At 35.3% G+C, this 19,814-nt stretch carries 15 protein-coding genes, 26 tRNA genes and 1 other RNA gene; 8 read left to right on the top strand and 34 right to left on the bottom strand.

Going from position 1 to position 19,814, the window contains the following annotated elements; translation table 11 throughout:
• Positions 1-8 precede the first annotated feature (8 nt).
• Complete coding sequence (locus tag EKM79_RS09530) at positions 9-569, top strand: YitT family protein (RefSeq protein ID WP_164506060.1); 561 nt, start codon at positions 9-11, stop codon at positions 567-569.
• 69 nt (positions 570-638) lie between these two features.
• Here EKM79_RS09530 and EKM79_RS09525 read toward each other — a convergent pair whose 3' ends face one another.
• The 4 genes from EKM79_RS09525 to EKM79_RS09510 form a co-directional block, all read right to left on the bottom strand.
• Positions 639-1,259, bottom strand: a complete 621-nt coding sequence (locus EKM79_RS09525) for a DUF3862 domain-containing protein (RefSeq protein ID WP_125568186.1) — start codon at positions 1,257-1,259, stop codon at positions 639-641.
• An 85-nt stretch (positions 1,260-1,344) separates the two neighbouring features.
• Positions 1,345-3,273: a Dam family site-specific DNA-(adenine-N6)-methyltransferase gene (locus tag EKM79_RS09520; RefSeq protein WP_125568184.1), complete on the bottom strand. Its 1,929-nt coding sequence runs from the start codon at positions 3,271-3,273 to the stop codon at positions 1,345-1,347.
• A gap of 106 nt (positions 3,274-3,379) precedes the next feature.
• Positions 3,380-3,747: a transfer-messenger RNA gene (gene ssrA / locus EKM79_RS09515) on the bottom strand.
• Positions 3,748-3,803: 56 nt separating this feature from the next.
• Entirely contained in the window at positions 3,804-4,400 is a 597-nt protein-coding gene (locus EKM79_RS09510; RefSeq protein ID WP_125568182.1) for a cadmium resistance transporter, read from the bottom strand.
• 134 nt (positions 4,401-4,534) lie between these two features.
• Here EKM79_RS09510 and EKM79_RS09505 point away from each other — a divergent pair, with 134 nt between their 5' ends.
• The 4 genes from EKM79_RS09505 to EKM79_RS09490 all read left to right on the top strand — a co-directional run bounded on the left by EKM79_RS09505 (position 4,535) and on the right by EKM79_RS09490 (position 8,955).
• Entirely contained in the window at positions 4,535-4,807 is a 273-nt protein-coding gene (locus EKM79_RS09505) for an ArsR/SmtB family transcription factor (RefSeq protein WP_125568207.1), read from the top strand.
• Positions 4,808-5,173: 366 nt separating this feature from the next.
• Complete coding sequence (locus tag EKM79_RS09500) at positions 5,174-6,544, top strand: FAD-dependent oxidoreductase (RefSeq protein WP_125568180.1); 1,371 nt, start codon at positions 5,174-5,176, stop codon at positions 6,542-6,544.
• A 237-nt stretch (positions 6,545-6,781) separates the two neighbouring features.
• On the top strand, positions 6,782-7,498 hold the full coding sequence (locus EKM79_RS09495; protein ID WP_125568178.1) for a DUF3862 domain-containing protein: 717 nt from the start codon (positions 6,782-6,784) through the stop codon (positions 7,496-7,498).
• A gap of 272 nt (positions 7,499-7,770) precedes the next feature.
• Positions 7,771-8,955 carry an MFS transporter gene (locus tag EKM79_RS09490; protein ID WP_125568176.1) on the top strand — a complete coding sequence of 395 codons (1,185 nt, stop codon included), beginning with the start codon at positions 7,771-7,773 and terminating at the stop codon, positions 8,953-8,955.
• Positions 8,956-9,110: 155 nt separating this feature from the next.
• Here EKM79_RS09490 and EKM79_RS09485 read toward each other — a convergent pair whose 3' ends face one another.
• Positions 9,111-9,542 carry a GNAT family N-acetyltransferase gene (locus EKM79_RS09485; RefSeq protein ID WP_125568175.1) on the bottom strand — a complete coding sequence of 144 codons (432 nt, stop codon included), beginning with the start codon at positions 9,540-9,542 and terminating at the stop codon, positions 9,111-9,113.
• A gap of 165 nt (positions 9,543-9,707) precedes the next feature.
• Between EKM79_RS09485 and EKM79_RS09480 the strand changes: the two genes are divergently transcribed.
• From EKM79_RS09480 to EKM79_RS09470, 3 genes are all read left to right on the top strand, one after another.
• A complete protein-coding gene (locus EKM79_RS09480) occupies positions 9,708-10,028 on the top strand; it encodes a DMT family transporter (protein ID WP_125568173.1) in 321 nt (106 codons plus the stop codon).
• Between the two features lie 120 nt (positions 10,029-10,148).
• A complete protein-coding gene (locus EKM79_RS09475) occupies positions 10,149-12,374 on the top strand; it encodes an LPXTG cell wall anchor domain-containing protein (RefSeq protein WP_125568171.1) in 2,226 nt (741 codons plus the stop codon).
• 107 nt (positions 12,375-12,481) lie between these two features.
• The gene (locus EKM79_RS09470; RefSeq protein ID WP_125568169.1) at positions 12,482-13,015 is read left to right on the top strand and encodes a dihydrofolate reductase family protein; all 534 of its coding nucleotides are present in this window, start codon (positions 12,482-12,484) and stop codon (positions 13,013-13,015) included.
• Here EKM79_RS09470 and EKM79_RS09465 read toward each other — a convergent pair.
• From EKM79_RS09465 to EKM79_RS09325, 29 genes are all read right to left on the bottom strand, one after another.
• Positions 12,995-14,803: a DUF2207 domain-containing protein gene (locus EKM79_RS09465; RefSeq protein WP_125568167.1), complete on the bottom strand. Its 1,809-nt coding sequence runs from the start codon at positions 14,801-14,803 to the stop codon at positions 12,995-12,997. The genes EKM79_RS09470 and EKM79_RS09465 overlap by 21 nt on opposite strands.
• A 51-nt stretch (positions 14,804-14,854) precedes the next feature.
• A complete protein-coding gene (locus EKM79_RS09460; RefSeq protein ID WP_125568165.1) occupies positions 14,855-16,333 on the bottom strand; it encodes a DUF6056 family protein in 1,479 nt (492 codons plus the stop codon).
• Between the two features lie 106 nt (positions 16,334-16,439).
• Complete coding sequence (locus EKM79_RS09455) at positions 16,440-16,757, bottom strand: carboxymuconolactone decarboxylase family protein (protein ID WP_125568163.1); 318 nt, start codon at positions 16,755-16,757, stop codon at positions 16,440-16,442.
• A 497-nt stretch (positions 16,758-17,254) separates the two neighbouring features.
• Positions 17,255-17,339, bottom strand: a tRNA-Leu gene (locus EKM79_RS09450).
• A gap of 24 nt (positions 17,340-17,363) precedes the next feature.
• Positions 17,364-17,434 (bottom strand) — tRNA-Cys (locus EKM79_RS09445).
• Positions 17,435-17,452: 18 nt separating this feature from the next.
• Positions 17,453-17,524 (bottom strand) — tRNA-Gln (locus EKM79_RS09440).
• Positions 17,525-17,530: 6 nt separating this feature from the next.
• Positions 17,531-17,603 (bottom strand) — tRNA-His (locus tag EKM79_RS09435).
• An 18-nt stretch (positions 17,604-17,621) separates the two neighbouring features.
• Positions 17,622-17,692 (bottom strand) — tRNA-Trp (locus tag EKM79_RS09430).
• A gap of 6 nt (positions 17,693-17,698) precedes the next feature.
• Positions 17,699-17,781: transfer RNA gene (locus EKM79_RS09425), tRNA-Tyr, on the bottom strand.
• A gap of 4 nt (positions 17,782-17,785) precedes the next feature.
• A tRNA-Phe gene (locus EKM79_RS09420) sits at positions 17,786-17,858 on the bottom strand.
• Between the two features lie 6 nt (positions 17,859-17,864).
• Positions 17,865-17,938 (bottom strand) — tRNA-Asp (locus EKM79_RS09415).
• Positions 17,939-17,962: 24 nt separating this feature from the next.
• Positions 17,963-18,036 (bottom strand) — tRNA-Met (locus EKM79_RS09410).
• 33 nt (positions 18,037-18,069) lie between these two features.
• A tRNA-Ser gene (locus tag EKM79_RS09405) sits at positions 18,070-18,159 on the bottom strand.
• Positions 18,160-18,208: 49 nt separating this feature from the next.
• A tRNA-Glu gene (locus EKM79_RS09400) sits at positions 18,209-18,280 on the bottom strand.
• 7 nt (positions 18,281-18,287) lie between these two features.
• A tRNA-Ser gene (locus EKM79_RS09395) sits at positions 18,288-18,375 on the bottom strand.
• An 8-nt stretch (positions 18,376-18,383) separates the two neighbouring features.
• Positions 18,384-18,458, bottom strand: a tRNA-Ile gene (locus EKM79_RS09390).
• A 14-nt stretch (positions 18,459-18,472) separates the two neighbouring features.
• Positions 18,473-18,543 (bottom strand) — tRNA-Gly (locus EKM79_RS09385).
• A gap of 53 nt (positions 18,544-18,596) precedes the next feature.
• Positions 18,597-18,670: transfer RNA gene (locus EKM79_RS09380), tRNA-Asp, on the bottom strand.
• A gap of 16 nt (positions 18,671-18,686) precedes the next feature.
• A tRNA-Met gene (locus EKM79_RS09375) sits at positions 18,687-18,760 on the bottom strand.
• Positions 18,761-18,794: 34 nt separating this feature from the next.
• Positions 18,795-18,868 (bottom strand) — tRNA-Ile (locus EKM79_RS09370).
• An 8-nt stretch (positions 18,869-18,876) separates the two neighbouring features.
• Positions 18,877-18,950 (bottom strand) — tRNA-Met (locus EKM79_RS09365).
• A 30-nt stretch (positions 18,951-18,980) separates the two neighbouring features.
• Positions 18,981-19,054 (bottom strand) — tRNA-Pro (locus tag EKM79_RS09360).
• A gap of 11 nt (positions 19,055-19,065) precedes the next feature.
• Positions 19,066-19,139: transfer RNA gene (locus tag EKM79_RS09355), tRNA-Arg, on the bottom strand.
• A gap of 13 nt (positions 19,140-19,152) precedes the next feature.
• Positions 19,153-19,238: transfer RNA gene (locus EKM79_RS09350), tRNA-Leu, on the bottom strand.
• Between the two features lie 14 nt (positions 19,239-19,252).
• Positions 19,253-19,324: transfer RNA gene (locus tag EKM79_RS09345), tRNA-Gly, on the bottom strand.
• Positions 19,325-19,329: 5 nt separating this feature from the next.
• A tRNA-Thr gene (locus tag EKM79_RS09340) sits at positions 19,330-19,402 on the bottom strand.
• Between the two features lie 66 nt (positions 19,403-19,468).
• Positions 19,469-19,551 (bottom strand) — tRNA-Leu (locus EKM79_RS09335).
• 23 nt (positions 19,552-19,574) lie between these two features.
• Positions 19,575-19,647 (bottom strand) — tRNA-Lys (locus EKM79_RS09330).
• 4 nt (positions 19,648-19,651) lie between these two features.
• A tRNA-Val gene (locus tag EKM79_RS09325) sits at positions 19,652-19,724 on the bottom strand.
• Positions 19,725-19,814: the final 90 nt, after the last annotated feature.

Genomic DNA, 19,814 nt, shown 5'->3' with positions numbered 1-19,814 from the left:
TACTAATAATGGTACTTGCATTAGAGCTAATTGCGTTTAGTTTGAATATGTTTTTCGAACCAAACAAGGTCGCCGCAGGTGGTGCCACCGGTATAGCAATTCTACTATATGAAGGGTGGGCAATTCCTACGTCTTTATCAGTTTTCATTATTAATATAATTATGTTGATCTTCTCTTACTTCCATTTGGACAAAGTTACTACCATTAAGTTAACTTTTGGTAGTTTTCTACTTCCAATCCTACTATTCATAACACCAGTCTATAATCTTGTTCCTGGTAACAAAATTTTGGCAATCATTATTGGAAGCATTACGTTTGGAATCGGACTAGCGGTTTTATACACACTGGACATGTCCAGTGGTGGTACGACTGTTCCGCCTATGATCATTCATAAAAATTTTGGGATTGATAAATACATCAGCTTATTTATTATTGATGGTATCGTCTGCTTAGGAAATATTGCGTTAACTGGTCTATTGTCATTCTTCCTAGCAGTTATGTCTGTCGCAATTTCAAGTATAGCTATTAAGTTTTGTACTGTTATAGAAGATAAGTTACTAACAGAATAATAATAAAAAGAGGTCCAGTGACCTATGCTCCAAAACATGTTTTAGAGTATAGGCCAATAGGCCTCTTTTTTATTGAACATTTACCTGACTTTTACTAGTTACCTTATTATTGTTTAAAACAACTTTTATATAAGTAGCTTCATCATCCTTTTTATCCTCGACATCAGAAGTATAAATAAGTGTCATATTTCCATTTTTTTCTGAATAGTTATCCGGATTTCCAAGAGTATTTATAACTTGTTCATAACTATCATTATTTTTGACACGATTATAATCTTTCATTGTAAGATCGTTCTTTCTATCAATATCCAGTCCCTTGATAGATTTGGCAACTGCTATCCCTTGTTCAAAGGTAATATCTATACTAACGTCATCGTCTAATCCTTTGATATTATTCCAAGTCATAGTGGAATTTTCTTCATCTTCAGAATTACTAATATAGACCGCCTTACCAAATTTTCGATCTACGGCTTTACGATCACTCCCACCTGCTCCTAACTTAATTGAATTAAATTTATCTATTGTGGAAGTATTACTATTAGATGATTTATTAAATAATCTTTCTTGATTTTCTTCATCAGCCTTATCTTCATACGTATTCTCAACTACATAAGCCGTTGCAGTAATTACGAAGAACATGGCTATTATCGTTAACCAAAACCATTGCTTCTTATAAAAAGGTTTATTCATCAAAAATACCTCCACATTTGTTATGTCAATATAAGTCTAACAAGTATAGAAGTATTTAGCATTTATTAAGCACATACAAACTGTATTAATAATTAGTTATTAATACTTCATCTGTTCCTAACAAGTTAGGATGGTAAGACGATGTAGAATAATTAGCATTTAAATGGCGGATATTATATTTTATGGCCCAATCAATCACGGCACGATTAACATATCCCTTATGTCTAAAGACATTTGACATAGCAAATTTAATATTACGATCATTTAATGAATCCAAAAAATCATACAAGTCATTCTCTTGTTTCTGAGTCCAACTCCCAAATCCACGATTACCATCATTGTAAGTACCATCACTAATCAAATATGGAGGATCAACATAAACTAACGAGTCTCTTGTTAGTTTGGATGTATCGAAGTCACTAAAATAGTCCGATGTAAAAGTCGCATCAATTTGGTGAAGTTTAGATACAAATTCACGTAAGTTTTCGCGCATATTGTTTGAAAAGCGGCTACGCTTACGTCCAAATGGATTGTTATACTTCATGTCTTGATTGAATCGAATTTGATAGTTAAAACTAAACGATGACAAAATGTATAAATCTAATGGATTTGGATGCTCATTATAGTCATCCCTTAAACGAAGAAATCCCTTCTCGTTTTCCTTACTCATATGATACTTATCAATTTGAGAATTGATTTTAGTTAATATATCTTCAAAATCATGTGTTTGAAAGTATTTGAACATATCAATAACACGGTCGTTAATATCGTTAAAATAATATTTATTGGCTTTAACATTTATACCCACATTAGCTCCGCCACTGAATAAATCGACCATTGTATCAATATTATTAGGAAATTCAGGAATCAATTGCGACAGCAATTTATACTTACCACCAACGTAATTCAACGGGCTCTTAATATAATTTGGTTCATTCTCAGAAATTTTAACAGATTGAATTTGTAATAGATCATTATCCTCTTGGTGCTTAGTACTGAAATAATAAAGTAACTCACAAAGTTGATTCTTATTGGTTGAAACTTTGGAATTATATTTTTTAAATGGGATCCTAACAATTTCAACACTTCCGTCAACAGCGACCTCATTAATCATCTCGGTCAGCTCGTCTTCAGGAATAATTCCATCTGTAGAATAACTTAATAACACATGTGTAAATTGTAAGTTATTTAGCAAATCCTTCATCGTATCTTTAGCATTATTTTTAGAAGAATATTCGGACTTAAGATCCTTATAATCCCGAACTCCACTCACACCGTGAATTTTTGGGTTATCAAACCTAGCAATGGTTTCTAAAAGATGGTAATTAGAACCGTATTGTCTAACATTATAGGGTGTGTCAATATAAACAATGTCGCCGTGAATTTTCTTCACCAATTCATTAGCATCCTCATTGTAGGCATGATTCTGCCGCTTATTATTATGAATCTGCTTGGGTTCTAATTTAAGTGGTTTATTGGCACGCTTGTCATTAAAGTTCTTTAAATAGGCTCCATAAGTGCCAGTAGTATTAGAAACATATGGAACTGCTTCAATCAGACAAGCTAACAAATAAAAATATTCATTATCCGTAATATCGTTATTATTTCGCCACTTCTGAATCGTTGTTCTAATAAAATCTATTCTTTTAGCATTCGCAATTGTAAAATACATTCGCTTATCCTTGCCAGCTTCAGAATAGTTTTTAGTTATAAAGTCTCCTTTATAGTTTGATATATCATATTGATTAAAATAGTTAAATGGATTATGAATTCCAAATTTAAATAAGCCTGTAAAATCAGGTTGACTATTTAGTACGATTTCACCCTTTGCAAGAGCGTACGAAAAGTAAAGCAAGTCATTAGTTATAATTGAATATCTTGACTTAAAATACTCACTAACAACATTTGATCCCGAAAAGATATCTGCAAAACTCTTCTCGGAACCGTTTAAATGCTTTGTAAGCAATTTATCAATTTGGTCTAATAATCTAGCTTTACTTCCTATAAATCTCATATACTCGCCCTCATATTCCTTCTACTATTAATATAATAACATGCTGAAAATACATTATTATAAAAAAGAAGCCCAATTCCAGGATAACAAGGAATTGAGCTTCTTTTTATGGAGATGAGGGGAATCGAACCCCTGTCCAAGCATAATGCTATGTAAGCTTCTACACTCATAGTTGTACTATTTAGAATTTCGCCACTATGAACGCCGCACAACCTGGCTAGCCACAGCGGCTAACCCCGATTAATCTCTTTTTAACTTGTTCAGGCTGGACAAATCAAACGTAGCTCAATTAATTTGAGACCCGGCTCTAACCCTTGAGCAAAGTTAGACGGATCACGACTAGACTGTTTTTAGGCAGCTAGTGCGTAAGAATTATTATTTTTTGCAGTTATAATAAACTGTGTGTTTTTACGGAACACGAAAACCGAAGTGCAGCCTACACGCTATCACACATGTCGAATCCAGAACATCCCCAAGATGTTCTCTACGATAATAACGAACTTTTTCATATTTGGCAAATATGTATACTTCTAAAATATATGTGTAAAAGTGCCGCTTTCGATAAGGATAAATACACCAATACCAATATAAACAATAGATGTAATATATCTTCCCCATTTTTCTAATATATCAGCCACTTTGGGAATTCTAACCAGCAAATAACCAATATAACAAAATAATGTCAACATGAAGAAAAATGTAATTAATATTACGATTAAACTGCTAAACTTTGATTGAACAAATATTGGCACATAAATACCAATATTATCAGCACCACATGTGGCAATAGTAATTAAAGCAACGTTAAGTACAACGCTTGAACGCTTTTTCATACCATTTTCTACCACATCATCATCGTCACTCTCACCAAATAGTAACAGCTTTATTCCCATGATTATTGGTATCAATCCAAGTAATCCTAGCATCCAATCTTCTGGAACAAAACCTAATACAAAGGCCATAATTAAACTAGTTATTACTAAGACAGAAGTTCCAAGAATATCACCAACATAAACTAACCACTTTTGATTGGATTTAGTTGATCCGAAGATAACCATTAAAATTATCAAATAGTCTATACTGGTAGATATATATGCTGTTATACCAGTTAAAATTGCTTTTATCATTTATTCATACCTCGTTTCAAATCTTTTAATATGATAACATCATCATATGAAAGATTCAACATATGTAGGAGGATTTATTTTTGAAAAAAATTAAATTAATTGAACCAAAGCTATTAGAAGAATCTCAAAAGATCATGAAAATATTAAATAACCCGATTAGATTGCAAATGCTTAATATTTTGGAACAAAAAGAAATGAATGTTAGCGAGATTGTCTCTCTGTTGGATATTGAACAATCGGCCGTATCCCATCAATTGGCACTATTGCGACAATATCAATTAGTGAGTTCCAAAAAAATTGGAAAGTCCAACTATTACAAGCTAAATGACCCACATATTCTAGATGTAATTAATGAAACTTTAGAACACGCAGACCACGTCATGCGAGTAAAAAAACATGGCGAATAAAGCTTTCTATCGACACCGGTGGTTTTGGTTATTTATTTTGGTTGTAATTGGGATAGCCGGAACTTATATTGTTAACAATAATTAATCAACGCAGAATACAGAAAATACAAAAATAGCTAAAATATCAAAAAAGAAATCTAAACCTAAAAAAAAGGTAAACAAAAATAATACCCAAATGACACCTAAGGAAAAGAGAACAGTTGGAGAAAGAACCGCTCAGACATTTGGTCAGGTAATTAATAAAAGACCATCAATTCCGAAAATATAATAAGTATTATATTGATAACGCTTTCGAAATGACATAACCTAAGAGTGTACGTTATATTTAATTATTAATATTTTCATCAATTCACAGGAGGCTTTTGCATGTCAAAAAAGAAAATTGTTATTGTTGGAGCATCACACGGTGGTCACCAATCCATCATTGAATTATTGAATAGATACAAAGATGTAGATATTACTTTATTTGAAGCTGGGGACTTCATTTCATTTATGTCATGTGGAATGGAACTATTCCTTGAAGACAGCGTTACAGATGTTAACGATGTTAGAAACTTCAGTGAGAAGAGTTTTCCACAAGACAATGTCCATATTTTGAACAATCATTTGGTACAAAAAATTAATGCTGATACAAAAACAGTTTCTGTCCTAGATTCAACAACTAATGAGTCTAAAGATTATGAATATGACAAGTTAATTTTAAGTTCTGGTGTTACACCTAAATCATTACCTATTCCTGGAAATGACTTAGAAAACATCTACTTAATGAGAGGATACGATTGGGCCACAAAGATTAAATCAAAGCTAAACGATCCCGCAACAAAACATATTACAATTGTTGGTGCAGGATATATTGGCATTGAGGCCGCTGAAGCAGCAACTAAAGCTGGTAAAGAAGTCACATTGATGGACGTTATCGATCGACCACTAGGAACATACCTCGATGAAGATATGACTTCTATCCTCGAAAAACATTTAATTAAAAATGGTGTCGACGTTGTAATGAATGCACAAATTGAAAAATACGTCGGCGATAAAAAAGTAACTTCAGTTAAAACAAAGACTGGAGAATATCCAACTGATTTAGTAATTCAAGCTGCTGGTGTCAAGCCAAACACCGACTGGCTCAAAGGTGTAGTAGACTTAGATGATCGTGGTTGGATCAAGACTGACGAATATCTACGTACTAACGTTCCAGACATATACGCCATAGGAGATGCCACACTTGCATACTCCATCCCTGCCGAAACACATGTACCAATAGCTTTAGCGACTGTCGTACGTCGTGAGGCTAGATATGTTGTTAAGCACCTATTTGAAGATACTCCTGCCCTACCATTCAAAGGTGTTGTCGGCTCATCGGCACTAGGTGTCTTTGATTATCATTTTGCCGAAAGTGGTTTGAATTCATTTACAGCAAAACGTGCAGGTGTAAATATTGCAACATCATTTTATAGCGACACTTTGCGTCCTATTTATGTACCCGCTGACAAGGGAAATACAAAAGTTTACGTATATCTAGCATACAATCCTGATAGTCATCAGATCTTAGGCGGTGCTGTACTTTCTAAATATGACATCACTGCTCAAGGAAATGTACTTGCTTTAGCAATTGAGAACAAATTAAAACTCGAAGATCTGGCCGAGGCTGATTTCTTCTTCCAACCAGGATTTGATCGTCAATGGAGTCTATTAAACTTAGCCGCACAACATGCATTGAACGAAGACAAATTTTAATTTAACTTATAAAGATGACATAACAAAACATGGTCAATTTATTAGTATATCTTAAAATAAACCCGTATTTACGTAATAGTAGATACGGGTTTATTTGCAGTTAAATAGATTTTATAACTAAATTAAACTTTCTATTTTTTGAATTTTCTTTAATAAATTATCAAAAATAAAAATTTCACCAAAAAATTGGTATTATAGATACATATAGTAATCAACTTATGAGTCAGGGGTGGAAAAATGAATAATAACGGAAATATGTCTAGAATGGATCTTCGTCGGTCGCGAAAAAAGCCACTATTAAAAAAGTGGTGGTTTTGGTTAATCATTGTATTAATAATTATTGCTGGTGTGGGTTTTGGAATATTTGGCTATATAAATAATAAAAAAGACAGTTCAAACTCTAACGACAAAACTGAAAAAGTCGAAAAATCAAAATCATCCACAAAAAAGAAAAAAACCTCAACTACTTCATCTAATGAAGGTATAACATTAGATCAATTCAATAATATTGCCCTAGATTCAGATAATGGGACATCTTGGGATACTATAAAGCCTATCTTCGGTACTCCTACAAGTCACTCTACAAGTAATGTACAAGGTGTTGATGTCGACGTTCAAACGTGGGATAAAGTTGCCAATGCTGATGCTGGAGCCTCAGTATCAGTTGGCTTTGCTAACAATCATGCAATAAGCAAAAAAATCTCAGGACTAAAAGTAAATCGGAATAACAAAATTAACATTCAGAAATATGCACAAATCGAAAGTAATCAAAGTAGTGCCGATATTATCAAACTGCTTGGAGAACCAAATGGTTATGATAACTCATCAGTAAATGGTACTTCAATCAACAAACTAACTTATACATCTGGAATCAACGGCGACTCTGGAGCAAAAATCGTAATAACATTTACAAATGACAAAGTAACCGAACAGACACAAAGTGGTGTTAAATAAGCATTTTTTAAGTTTTCTTAATATTTGAAAACACTGATATTCACAATGGTACAATTCTTTCTGGTGGAATCAGTATAGGCCATCCTCGGGAACCACGAATGAGGATGGTCTTTTTGTATGTATTAATATTAATAACAAGTAGGAAACATAAACAATATATTGCTTTTTTTCTATTTTTCATCTAACATGGAATGAACTAGTAAAAACTATCGCCAATCGCGGCGGTGGTTTTTTTTAAGCACATTTAACGCACCTTTGAGAGGGGGAATAACATGGAAAAGAACAGGAAATCTATTTATATTTTAATCTTTAGTAACTTTTTGATTTGTTTGGGTATTGGATTAGTAATTCCAGTAACACCATTTATCAAAAATGAGTTTCACTATACAACTTCACAAATGGGTGTTATGACCTCATTGTTTGCTTTTGCACAGTTCGTCGCTTCACCTATTGTCGGTAGAATGTCTGATAAAATTGGACGTAAACCAGTTATCGTATTTGGGTTATTTACCTATATGATTTCTGAATTTATTTTTGCAATTGCTACAACATTACCTATGTTCAACCTATCACGTATCATAGGTGGATTATCCGCTGCCATGGTAATCCCTACCTCCATGGCACTGGGATCTGATCTTACCACTTTAAAGGAACGTGCCAAAGTTATTGGCTGGTTATCAGCTGCTTTCAGTGGTGGATTAATCTTAGGACCAGGATTAGGTGGTATTTTAGCTGGATTCAGTTATAAAACACCGTTTTGGGTAGCTGGTGTTTTAGCCATTACAAGTTGTATCTTTACACAAATATTTCTTAAAGAAAGTAAAGAAACAATTGAAGTTGAGCGGAGAGAAGAAGCTAAACTCAACAACAATAAATCTTCAATTATGTCTATTCTTACCATACCAATGGTTGTCCTATTTGGTATGATATTAATTTCTTCATTTGGACTACAAGGTTTTGAAAGTATCTACAGTATCTATGTAAACCAAGTTTTTAACTTTGGATTGGGAACGATTGCATTAGTATTGACTCTTAACGGTATTATTTCATTAATACTACAAGTTGCAGCATTCAACTGGCTCATCAACAAGATTGGTGAGGTTGGATTGATCAGTTACTGTTTCCTATTGAGTGCTATCTGTGTATTCTGGATTACTCAAGCTCATTCACACGTTGCAGTAATTGTCGCAACACTGATTATATTCTCATCATTTGACTTACTACGTCCAGCTATTACAACTTTATTAACTAAGTCTAGTAAGGCAAATCAAGGGCTTATTAATGGTATGAATATGTCGTTAACTAGTATCGGTAATGTCATCGGACCTTTGATGTCAGGTGCTCTAATGGATTGGAACACTCACTACCCATACATGGTTGTTGCAGTTATCTTAGCAGCATCTTATCTTTTAACATTTATCGTCAAACGCTTCCCTATTATTGCGGCTGAAGGATAAAACACAGGCTGTGACATAACTATAAAATTCATTATTTATGCAGCGTAAACGCGCGACAAAGTACAACTTCTTCCGTTTAACTGAGAATGCCCCCGCATTTACTTACGTAAATACGGGGGCATTCTAGGTTATACTCAGAAGTTAGACGTGCTTTGTCACGCTCTTTTTTTCATCCAAATCATTGTTACTTCTGCTTCTCCAGTATCTTTATCTAACCCTTCTGTTTTAATAGAAAAGTCATTAACTCTGTAAAAGTTCAAAGCCTTGTAGTTTTTAACATAACAACTTAAAATCAAATCATTATGATTTGATTTAACATAATCAATTAATTGTTTACCAATTTTTTGACTACGATACTCACGTTTAATGAACACACCTGCAATGTAGTTACCATTAAGTCCAATAAATCCAGCAATCGCATCATCAACTTTGTATACATACACTTCCGCACTGGCAAATTCCTTTTTTACTAACTTCAAACTATTTTTCCAGTATTTTTCACTAATAAAATTATGAGCGTCTAAATTACCTTCCAACCATATATCTGCAACTTGATCAATTTCATCAAGTGTCATTCTTTCAATCATTTCTAAACGATCCCCTAGCCATAAAATATTTAATGTGGTATTATTCTATGATAAATCAATACACCGCCGGGTGTCACTAAAAAAAGTATTCTTAACAATTCCATTAGGCCAAAGAAGGAATTGTTAGGGATACTTTTTTTTTTATTAAAAAATGGAGGAATTAATATGAATTGGATCTATTTGATTGTTGCAGGATTATTTGAAGTCGTTTGGGCTTCAATGATGAAATTAAGCCACGGCTTTACAAAACTTAATTTTACTATTTTAACAATAATAGGCATGATTATCAGTTTCGTACTACTTGCTAAGGCTACAAAAACTTTACCACTCAGCATCGCGTACCCCATCTGGACGGGAATTGGTGCATTAGGATCAATATTAGTTGGTTTTCTTATTTTCGGCGATAAGATTTCACCTCTTACTTGGATCTTTATTATTCTATTACTGATCAGCATTGTTGGAATTAAATTTACAACTAGTGGTTAACAAACAATACAGCCTCTTGTCAAATATATAATTATTTTAATTAAATTTTATATCACCTTGTTTTTATTAATCGTCTGATTTTATAATTAAATTGTACGATTTTATGAAAGGGGAAAAAATATGGGGAAAAATTTACGCAATATTTTCACTACTGTAATTGCAGCTTTAGGAATTTTTGTAGCAGCAATGTACTTTAATTCTACTGATGTTTCTGCCGCAGCATACACCAGTGAAGATTTGATATCCAGCGCTCAAATAACCAATCCTGACAGAACTTATACTTATTCCAGCACTGTCGGTTTGCAATATACTTGGGACACAACTGGAACAGGTATCCAGCTTAAAGATGGAGACACCTTAACCATGGAACTACCCGAGCAACTGCGTTCAAAGAGTACTGCTGGTGTACCATTCAACGTTGAGGATGATGAAGGTAACATTATTGGACAAGCCGTCGTTAACTCTGATAACACAATAACTGTCACCTTCAATGAAAATGTTGAAAAGTTCCACGATACAAAGGGACAAATTAACATCAATAACGGAATTGGTGTCAGTGATTCAGCGATTATTGGTGACAATAACGTTCAATTTCCGACAATGAACGGCAACCAATCAAGCAACTTAACAGTTATTGAATCAGAGAATAATATAAGTAAGAAAGGGTCACTAGGAACTGATGAAAATGGTGATCACATCATTACTTGGACTATTCTTGCTAATCGTCGTGAACTAGACTTAAACAACATGAATGTTTATGAAGATGTTACACAACGAGATAAGAACTTGACATACATCCCTGGTTCAGTAGTCGTTAATAAAGCTTCATGGACTGGCAACAATCAATACAAACTTGGTGAATTAGTACCAAGTGACCAATATTTATTAAACGAAAATCCAAATGGCTTCCATTTGAACATTTCTGACTCTGCTAATCAGATGTATGCTATCACGATGAAAACACGTGTCCCTGCTGATTTAGCAACTAATGGAGAATATGTCTTCAAGAATCAGGCTCAAATCACTTGGGGTGTGCCTGGTAGTGATGGTGAAACACCACGTGAATCAGCTAGCGGAAGCGTTACTTCTGATTTAGTTGGTGATAATTCCGGTTCAGGATCTGGTAATGTCAAGGGATCAGTTACACTTACAAAAATAAGTGATGACAGTGAAAATCCCCTTACCGGTGCAGTATATGACTTGTACCAAGAAGGATCCACTACACCAATTCAAACAGGACTAACAACAGATGAAAATGGTCAAATTAAAGTAACAAATTTAGCACCCGGAAATTATTACTTTAAAGAAACAACACCACCAAATGGTTATCAATTAAATGATACAGAAATCCCATTTAGTGTTTCAGGTAAAACTACTACACCAGTAAGCATTGAAGGTCAAGATGATCCCGTTGGTGAACCACTAGGATCAATTATCATCCAAAAAATTGATTTGCATACTGGTGAAAAATTACCTGGTGCAACTTTTGTAGTTAAAAGTACTTCAAATCCTAGATTTGAACCGAAGACCGTAACTACTGATGAAAATGGTATTGTACACGTATCTGACTTGCCATATGGACATTATATTGTTAAGGAAGTTAAGGCTCCAGAAGGCTACACTACTAATGAAAAATCATTTGAATTCACTATTTCTTCAGAAGATCCTACACCTAGCCTAATCACCTTTGAAAATGAAAAAGACGATGATGCTGATGTAGATGGAAATTTCTCTGCATCACTAGTCAAATTTGACACTGGGGACATGGCTAACGGTAATTATATTGGAGTACCTGGTGCTGTATATGGATTATATGATGCCGATGGAAACATCATTGGAAGTTATATGACTGATAAAAATGGACATATTACTGTCAGTGACTTAGTTCCTGGTAAATATTACTTCCAAGAAACCTTACCTCCAAATGGTTACGATATTAACGATGAAAAAATTGAATTTGAAATTACTGATTCGGATATTGACCTCGGACATTTGATAACTTCAGATCCTAAAGTCACAGACGGTGGCGATGGTAACGGTGAAAATCCTGATACTGATGGAAATGAAGGTAAAGGTGACGAAGATGACAATGACGATAATGAAGGTGATGGCGGATTAATTACTAACCCACTCGACCCTGATAATAACGGAAATAACAACAGTGGTAATGGTTCTTCAACTGGTAACATTGTGGATCCATCAAGTCCAAAGCCTCCTTATGAAGGCAGCACAGATGAATCACAAACTTATTTACCACAAACAAGTACTCAAACAAGTATCTTAGCTAGCGTTATTGGTCTATTAATACTATCAAGTGTTATCTATTTCGAACGTCGTAAGGCATAAAAAAACAAGAGTTTGAACTTATAAGAGTTTAAACTCTTATTTTTTTTACTTGAACCATGTGATAATAACTCGATACAATAAGTTCATCAAAAGAATGGAGATTAACTATGAGAAAAGTTGTATTTTATGGAGCCACAAGTTTAGACGGATACTTAGCTGATCAAAATTATTCATTAGATTGGCTATTTAAATACGATGATGAAAAAATTATGCGTGAAAGTTATCAACCATTTTTTGAACACGTAGATACAATAATCATGGGGAGACAAACTTATGATGATCTAATGTCCATGTCCGATGAGTTTCCTTATCCAAATAACGAAGTTTTCGTATTATCACATCGAAAAATTAATTCAAAATATGTTAAACAAACCGATAAGCCCATAAATGAGCTTGTAGATGAATTAAAAAAGCAAAAAGGTAAAGACATTTGGATAGTAGGAGGCGGAAAACTAGTTTCATCCCTACTAGATAATAATTTAATTGACACATTGCAAATACAAATAACACCTGATCTTCTAGGATCAGGTGTTAAATTATTCAATAATATTAATAATACTAGTAACTTTGAAACTATCTTTGCTAAACAATATGGAGACTTGGTAGATATAAAGTACCAACTAAAAGGCACCACCGCCTGAACCGCCACCAAATCCACCGGAACTTCCACCTGAAAATCCTCCTGAACTTCCAGAAACACTGGAACTACTTGCTGAGTGACTGGATGAAAAGGCTCCAGAAAAAGCACGATCAAGATTCATACTATTGTTCAAACTTCCGATTCCCCAGTAGTAATACATCATACCTGGTGTAGCTTCAAATGCCTCTGTTCCAAACTTTAACTTCAATGCTTTAACTACCTTCTTAGAAATGCCAAAAGCAACCGCATATGGTAAAATTTGTTCCCAAAGAATCAAATCTCCCACTTCAGCCAAATTCAAATCATCAACATCTTCAAACATTCGCCTAAACGCACGTAATTCATTGGCTATTTGCTCTCCATTCTCCGTATAATAGCTTATTGGTCTTCGTATGATAAAATACATTACCCATGTAGTAATAATCGTTAAAATCGATATTACGGACAATAAAATAATCCAATTTCTTACAAAAATTGTAGACAAAATAACTGATATTAACATCATAACTGTGATGGTAATCGCTGATCCTAACAATCTTGATATAGTTCTTTTATTGCTGATATCAATATATTTATCACTATGATATGCTACGCGATTTTTCCACTCATTAAACTTGTCGTACAACCTTCCCTTTTTATCCTTCTTAGCATATCTATTAATTTCCTTGATAGTTACACTAGTTCCGTCACCGATAGTTTCTATCATAAATTTAATAAGATCATCTTGGGGCTCTCTTAAAGCAGTAATTCTAAAAGTCTTACCTTCCTTATCAATTTTTAAATTACGCTTATTAACCTCAATCAGGACATCCCCAGTGAATCCCTTACTATCACCATTACTAGACTTATCTAAAATAATATTTGCCATACTAGGTGCTACATCCGGCGCATCAAACCAATGATGCAACGGAGTTGGCATGCTATGTCTATGAATAGGATTTTTTATTAATTTAATGTAATTAAATACAAAAATCATTATTATCGAAAAAATAATTAATAATATAAATATCTTAGTAATCCTACTTGGCATTTTTCTTCTATAGTTAGCTTCCTGGGCTAACTTTTTTTCTTGTGCCAAAATACCTTTTTTAGCATTCTTATCAACATTATTAGTATTTAATGGCGTAATACTAGTTGGAAAAATAATATGACTCTCAACTGAATCATCAGCATCAACTTCGTCGACAGTTAAAATAACTCGACCATTTTTCTTATCTACCTTATTAAATCCATCTAAAGTACCGTGCGCCCACGCTTGTAATGAGTTTATGTTTTTTGATGGTAGATTTATCGTAATTTTCACATTATTCAAATCATGATCCCAACCGCCCCCAATGATTTTCCAATTGAGTTCAGCCGTATCACGATAATTTGTAATAACTCCATTAAGTTTGTAATGATAGACAAATGTAATCTTCGCGTTAGAAACCGCGTGATACACTTTTAGCTTCATATAATCATCTGTCTTATCAACAGAAAAAGTATTATTAGCCTGGGAGTTAGATTGCTGAAGATCAGTAATACCATCAGAATCCTTTACAGCAACTTCTGGATCTCCAACGCCTTTAATACCCTTGATTGCCTGATTATAGTACACTCCATGAAAATCGCCGTCAAAATCATAAGTGACATTTTGAGTCATCAGTGCATTACCTTGTTTATCGATATTTATATCTACTGTATAATTTGTAATTTCATAATCATCATTAGCTAAAACTCTAGTTTGAAATACATTAATAGAGACTATTGTTACAAGTAGAAACCAAATACTTAATATGATTTTTTTCATATAAGACCCCTTACTAAAAAAATTCACTACAATCACGCAGTGAATTTTTATTTAAAATAATCTTTGTAACCACGACTTACTCAAAAAATCTTTCCAATAAGTGGAAGATTGCTGTAATAAAGCATCATTAGACAGAACATATTTACGATATGGAACGTGATTAGGTAACTGTCCTTGACCTGACAGGAATCTTTCATTTTGAACTCTGACAATATTAGCATGGTAATTGATAGTCATTTTATAACCCGCATTAACGGCACAAATCATCAATACTACTACTAAGATTGGATACATTCTCTTTACTGATAATTTACCAAAATAACTTACTGCTTTCAAAACATAAAGAATCGCAGCAATATAAAGAAAAACATATGAAGTGAAAAACTCACGAGAATTAATTGGCGAAATAATAATAATAAATGGTGAAATCAAAGCAAAATAAGTAAACAAGCTAAAATACAAAACATAATTCCGCTTAAAATTAAACAAATATATAGTACAAAAAATTAAGAATAACCAAAATACAACAGTCATTATTCCATCAACTAAGGTTACCTTCGTACTTAAATTACGATACATAAAGAATTGATCATAATTATGTCTGCTCAACCAAAAGTTAATAACTAAGTAATAAACAATAAAAAAAGCCGAAATGATATTAATTGACCATTTAATTTTACTATAATGCTTCAATTTATTGGTAGCAATCACAATAATTGATATCATCAACACGATATTTACTATCAGATTCAACGTATTAAACCAATAGTGAGTGATATAAAAATAATTATTTATGATTCCATGAATATCAAAGTTAGTGTTACGGTAAGTCGATTTTTCATGATATGCCGGATGGCTAAACATGATTGCTGCTGACATCAAAGCTCCCAATAAATAGCTACCTTCAAACCACTCAAATTTTACCTGATACACAAATCGCCCAACTAAAATAACTGCAATACCAATAAAAATTTGATATAACGTCAAATGTTCAACGAATAATCCGCCTATTAAACTCATAATAAACATAAATAATGCCAAAATAATTGGATTATCAAATTTTTTACCGTCATATAAATCTTTAACAAACGTTAAGAACAAAAGTATCAGTGCTAAAGGTGGAATGTAATTAACAAATCCAGCATTCCAGGCCAAAACTGTACTTATATATCCGTCCTGAAAGGTGAAGACAAATAAACCACTCAAAAGAAGTGACAGTTTAGATTTACCTGTCAATTTCCAAATACACCATAACAGTAGTGTCCAAAAAATTGCGTACATTAGCATTGCAAAGATCAAATGATGTACAGTAAAAATTTCAGAAATATTACCGATCCATCGGCCATTACTACTACCGCCGTAGATTTTTTGTGGACCATAAAACCCATGTTGCATTAAATACTTACCTTGAGTTCCTCCCCAGAAAAAATCATCTCCAGACGGTATAACTAAAAATCTAAATATAAAAAAATAAATAAAAACTATAGGAAAAAATATTTTTTCCCAGCCCCTACTAACTTTGTTCTGCATAAGGTTCCTCCAAAATCAAAAATACCTACTACAGTATAACCTATGCAAGAAGAATATTGCAGAATCAAAAAACGACTTAACAATAAGTTAAGCCGATTCCATTAAATTAATCTTTCCAAATTTCCTTTGCTCGATTAAATGCTGACCAAGCCTTAGGCCAACCAGCATAAAATGACAAGTGAGTTATTTCAGCAACAATCTCCTCTTTAGTAATTCCATTCTTTTTACCGATTCTTAAATGGGCATCTAATTGTTCTAGGTTACCTGCTGATATAATGCTTGCAATAGTTATCATCGATCTATCATGTGCCGATAACTCATCTTCCTTACTCCATACTTCTCCAAATAGAACATCATCATTTAACTTAGCAAATTGTGGAGCAAATTTACCTAATTGTTCTTGACCAGCTGTTTGTTTTTTCATATTCTTTCTTCCTTTGATTTAATAACTTTAACAAAGACTATTAAATCACTTGAAGTTTACTTTAAGTCAACACACTTCTATAATTATTTTTTATTAAACGATATTAAAATAAATCGAAAAATATATGTTATAATTAATTGTGCTCGCGGATTGGTCCCGCAAGCACAATTAAGCAATACCGAGTCGTCTGTTCTCAGCAGGCGGCTTTTTTGTTGTCTAAATAATTATTTAATATCTAAAACCGTTGTATGGTATTTTTAAAATCCATCTTCATCTATTAAATGACTATCGTCAACTTGAAGATAATGAAAACATTTAAACAATTCTAAAAATGTGCCGAAAAGGTGCCTATAATGCTGAAGAAGTGTCCAAAAATGCACTATTTTTTTCACAAGTGGGGTTAAGAATTGAACAAATAAAAAAGCTCTTAACATTGGTTTAACAATGTTAAGAGCTACTCATGAATAACTTAGTTATAAGTCAAGTTTCACAATTAATACCGGTGATCGGGGTCGAACCGATACTCCTTATACAGGAACGGGATTTTGAATCCCGCGCGTCTGCCAATTCCGCCACACCGGCATTTTAATACTTAAGCATACCCAAAGGCGGTAACCGGATTTGAACCGGTGATGAAGGTTTTGCAGACCTCTGCCTTACCACTTGGCTATACCGCCATATTGATATTAAAACAATTGGGTTAGCTGGATTCGAACCAGCGCATGATGGAGTCAAAGTCCATTGCCTTACCGCTTGGCTATAACCCAATAAAGGGCGGTATGTGGGAGTCGAACCCACGTGTGCCGGTGCCACAAACCGGTGTGTTAACCACTTCACCAATACCGCCATGATAAAAGGTAGAAACAGGGATAGTAGGAATTGAACCCACACTGACGGTTTTGGAGACCGTAGTTCTACCTTTAAACTATATCCCTAAACTATGGAGGGGAGTGGATTCGAACCACCGAACCCGAAGGAGCGGATTTACAGTCCGCCGCGTTTAGCCAGACTTCGCTACCCCTCCAAAATGGCGCGGGACGGAATCGAACCGCCGACACATGGAGCTTCAATCCATTGCTCTACCAACTGAGCTACCGAGCCATTTAACGGTCCCTGCGGGAATCGAACCCGCGATCTCCTGCGTGACAGGCAGGCGTCCTAACCAACTAGACCAAGGAACCAAAAAGTAATTATTATAAAGCTAATTGCGGGAGCAGGATTTGAACCTACGACCTTCGGGTTATGAGCCCGACGAGCTACCAGACTGCTCCATCCCGCGATAATAAAAATGGAACCTCAAACTTTTTAGTTAAGGAGGATGTGGGATTCGAACCCACGCGCGGTTTGACCCGCCTGACGGTTTTCAAGACCGTTCCCTTAAGCCGGACTTGGGTAATCCTCCATTGCTTAAAAAATAAAACTTATGAAACTGTATTGATGCAAAGCATCAATGACCCGTACGGGATTTGAACCCATGTTACCGCCGTGAAAGGGCGGTGTCTTAACCACTTGACCAACGGGTCATGAAAACGGAGAAGGAGGGATTTGAACCCTCGCGCCGCGTTAGCGACCTACACCCTTAGCAGGGGCGCCTCTTCAGCCACTTGAGTACTTCTCCAGATATAGTGGGCCTAAATGGACTTGAACCATCGACCTCACGCTTATCAGGCGTGCGCTCTAAACCAGCTGAGCTATAGGCCCATAACAAGCGGCAAAGCGGGTGACGAGAATCGAACTCGCGACAACAGCTTGGAAGGCTGTGGTTTTACCACTAAACTACACCCGCATTAAAAACCTACTATTAATACCAATTAATATGACAAGGCGCTATCATATTAACGGTCCCTGCGGGAATCGAACCCGCGATCTCCTGCGTGACAGGCAGGCGTCCTAACCAACTAGACCAAGGAACCATATAAAACAATTCAATTGCGGGAGCAGGATTTGAACCTACGACCTTCGGGTTATGAGCCCGACGAGCTACCAGACTGCTCCATCCCGCGATAACAATATGAATTTAAGCTTTATTCCATGCGATGGACCCTGTAGGACTCGAACCTACGACCGAGCGGTTATGAGCCGCCTGCTCTGACCAACTGAGCTAAAGGTCCGGAATAAATAGCGGCGAAGGGGATCGAACCCCCGACCTCCCGGGTATGAACCGGACGCTCTAGCCAGCTGAGCTACACCGCCAAAAATAAAACTTGCAACAATTTGCTGCTATCGGGAAGACAGGATTCGAACCTGCGACCCCCTGGTCCCAAACCAGGTGCTCTACCAAGCTGAGCCACTTCCCGAAATAAAGCAATGCACCCAGTAGGAGTCGAACCTACAACCTTCTGATTCGTAGTCAGACACTCTATCCAATTGCGCTATGGGTGCATATTCATTATAGTGCCGAGGACCGGAATCGAACCGGTACGGTAATCACTTACCGCAGGATTTTAAGTCCTGTGCGTCTGCCAGTTCCGCCACCCCGGCGTTACTATAATGAAAGCGGAAGACGGGATTCGAACCCGCGACCCCCACCATGGCAAGGTGATGTTCTACCACTGAACTACTTCCGCATTAATGCCGACTAGAGGATTCGAACCTCCGACCCCCTGTTTACAAGACAGATGCTCTGCCAACTGAGCTAAGTCGGCATAAAATGAATTATGCTTATTCAATTTTAATAAAAACTTCTCAATATTGCAACAACAATATTGAAATACGGGTGAAAGGACTTGAACCTTCATGTCCATAGGACACTAGAACCTAAATCTAGCGCGTCTGCCAATTCCGCCACACCCGCATGGGATATATATTTGTTGCAAATGAGTCGTGACAGGTTCGAACTGTCGACCCTCTGATTAAAAGTCAGATGCTCTACCAACTGAGCTAACGACTCAATATGGAGGATACAGGGATCGAACCTGTGACCTCCTGCTTGTAAGGCAGATGCTCTCCCAGCTGAGCTAATCCTCCATAATGATGAACAGCGTGGCAGCTTCCTATCCTCGCGGGTAGTTTCCCACCAACTACTTTTGGCGTAAAGAAGCTTAACTTCTGTGTTCG

Origin of the sequence: Companilactobacillus insicii, from assembly GCF_003946015.1 — a bacterium.
GTDB lineage: Bacteria > Bacillota > Bacilli > Lactobacillales > Lactobacillaceae > Companilactobacillus > Companilactobacillus insicii.
Note: the sequence above shows the minus strand (reverse complement) of the source record. Positions and strands in the feature narration are given on the sequence as shown.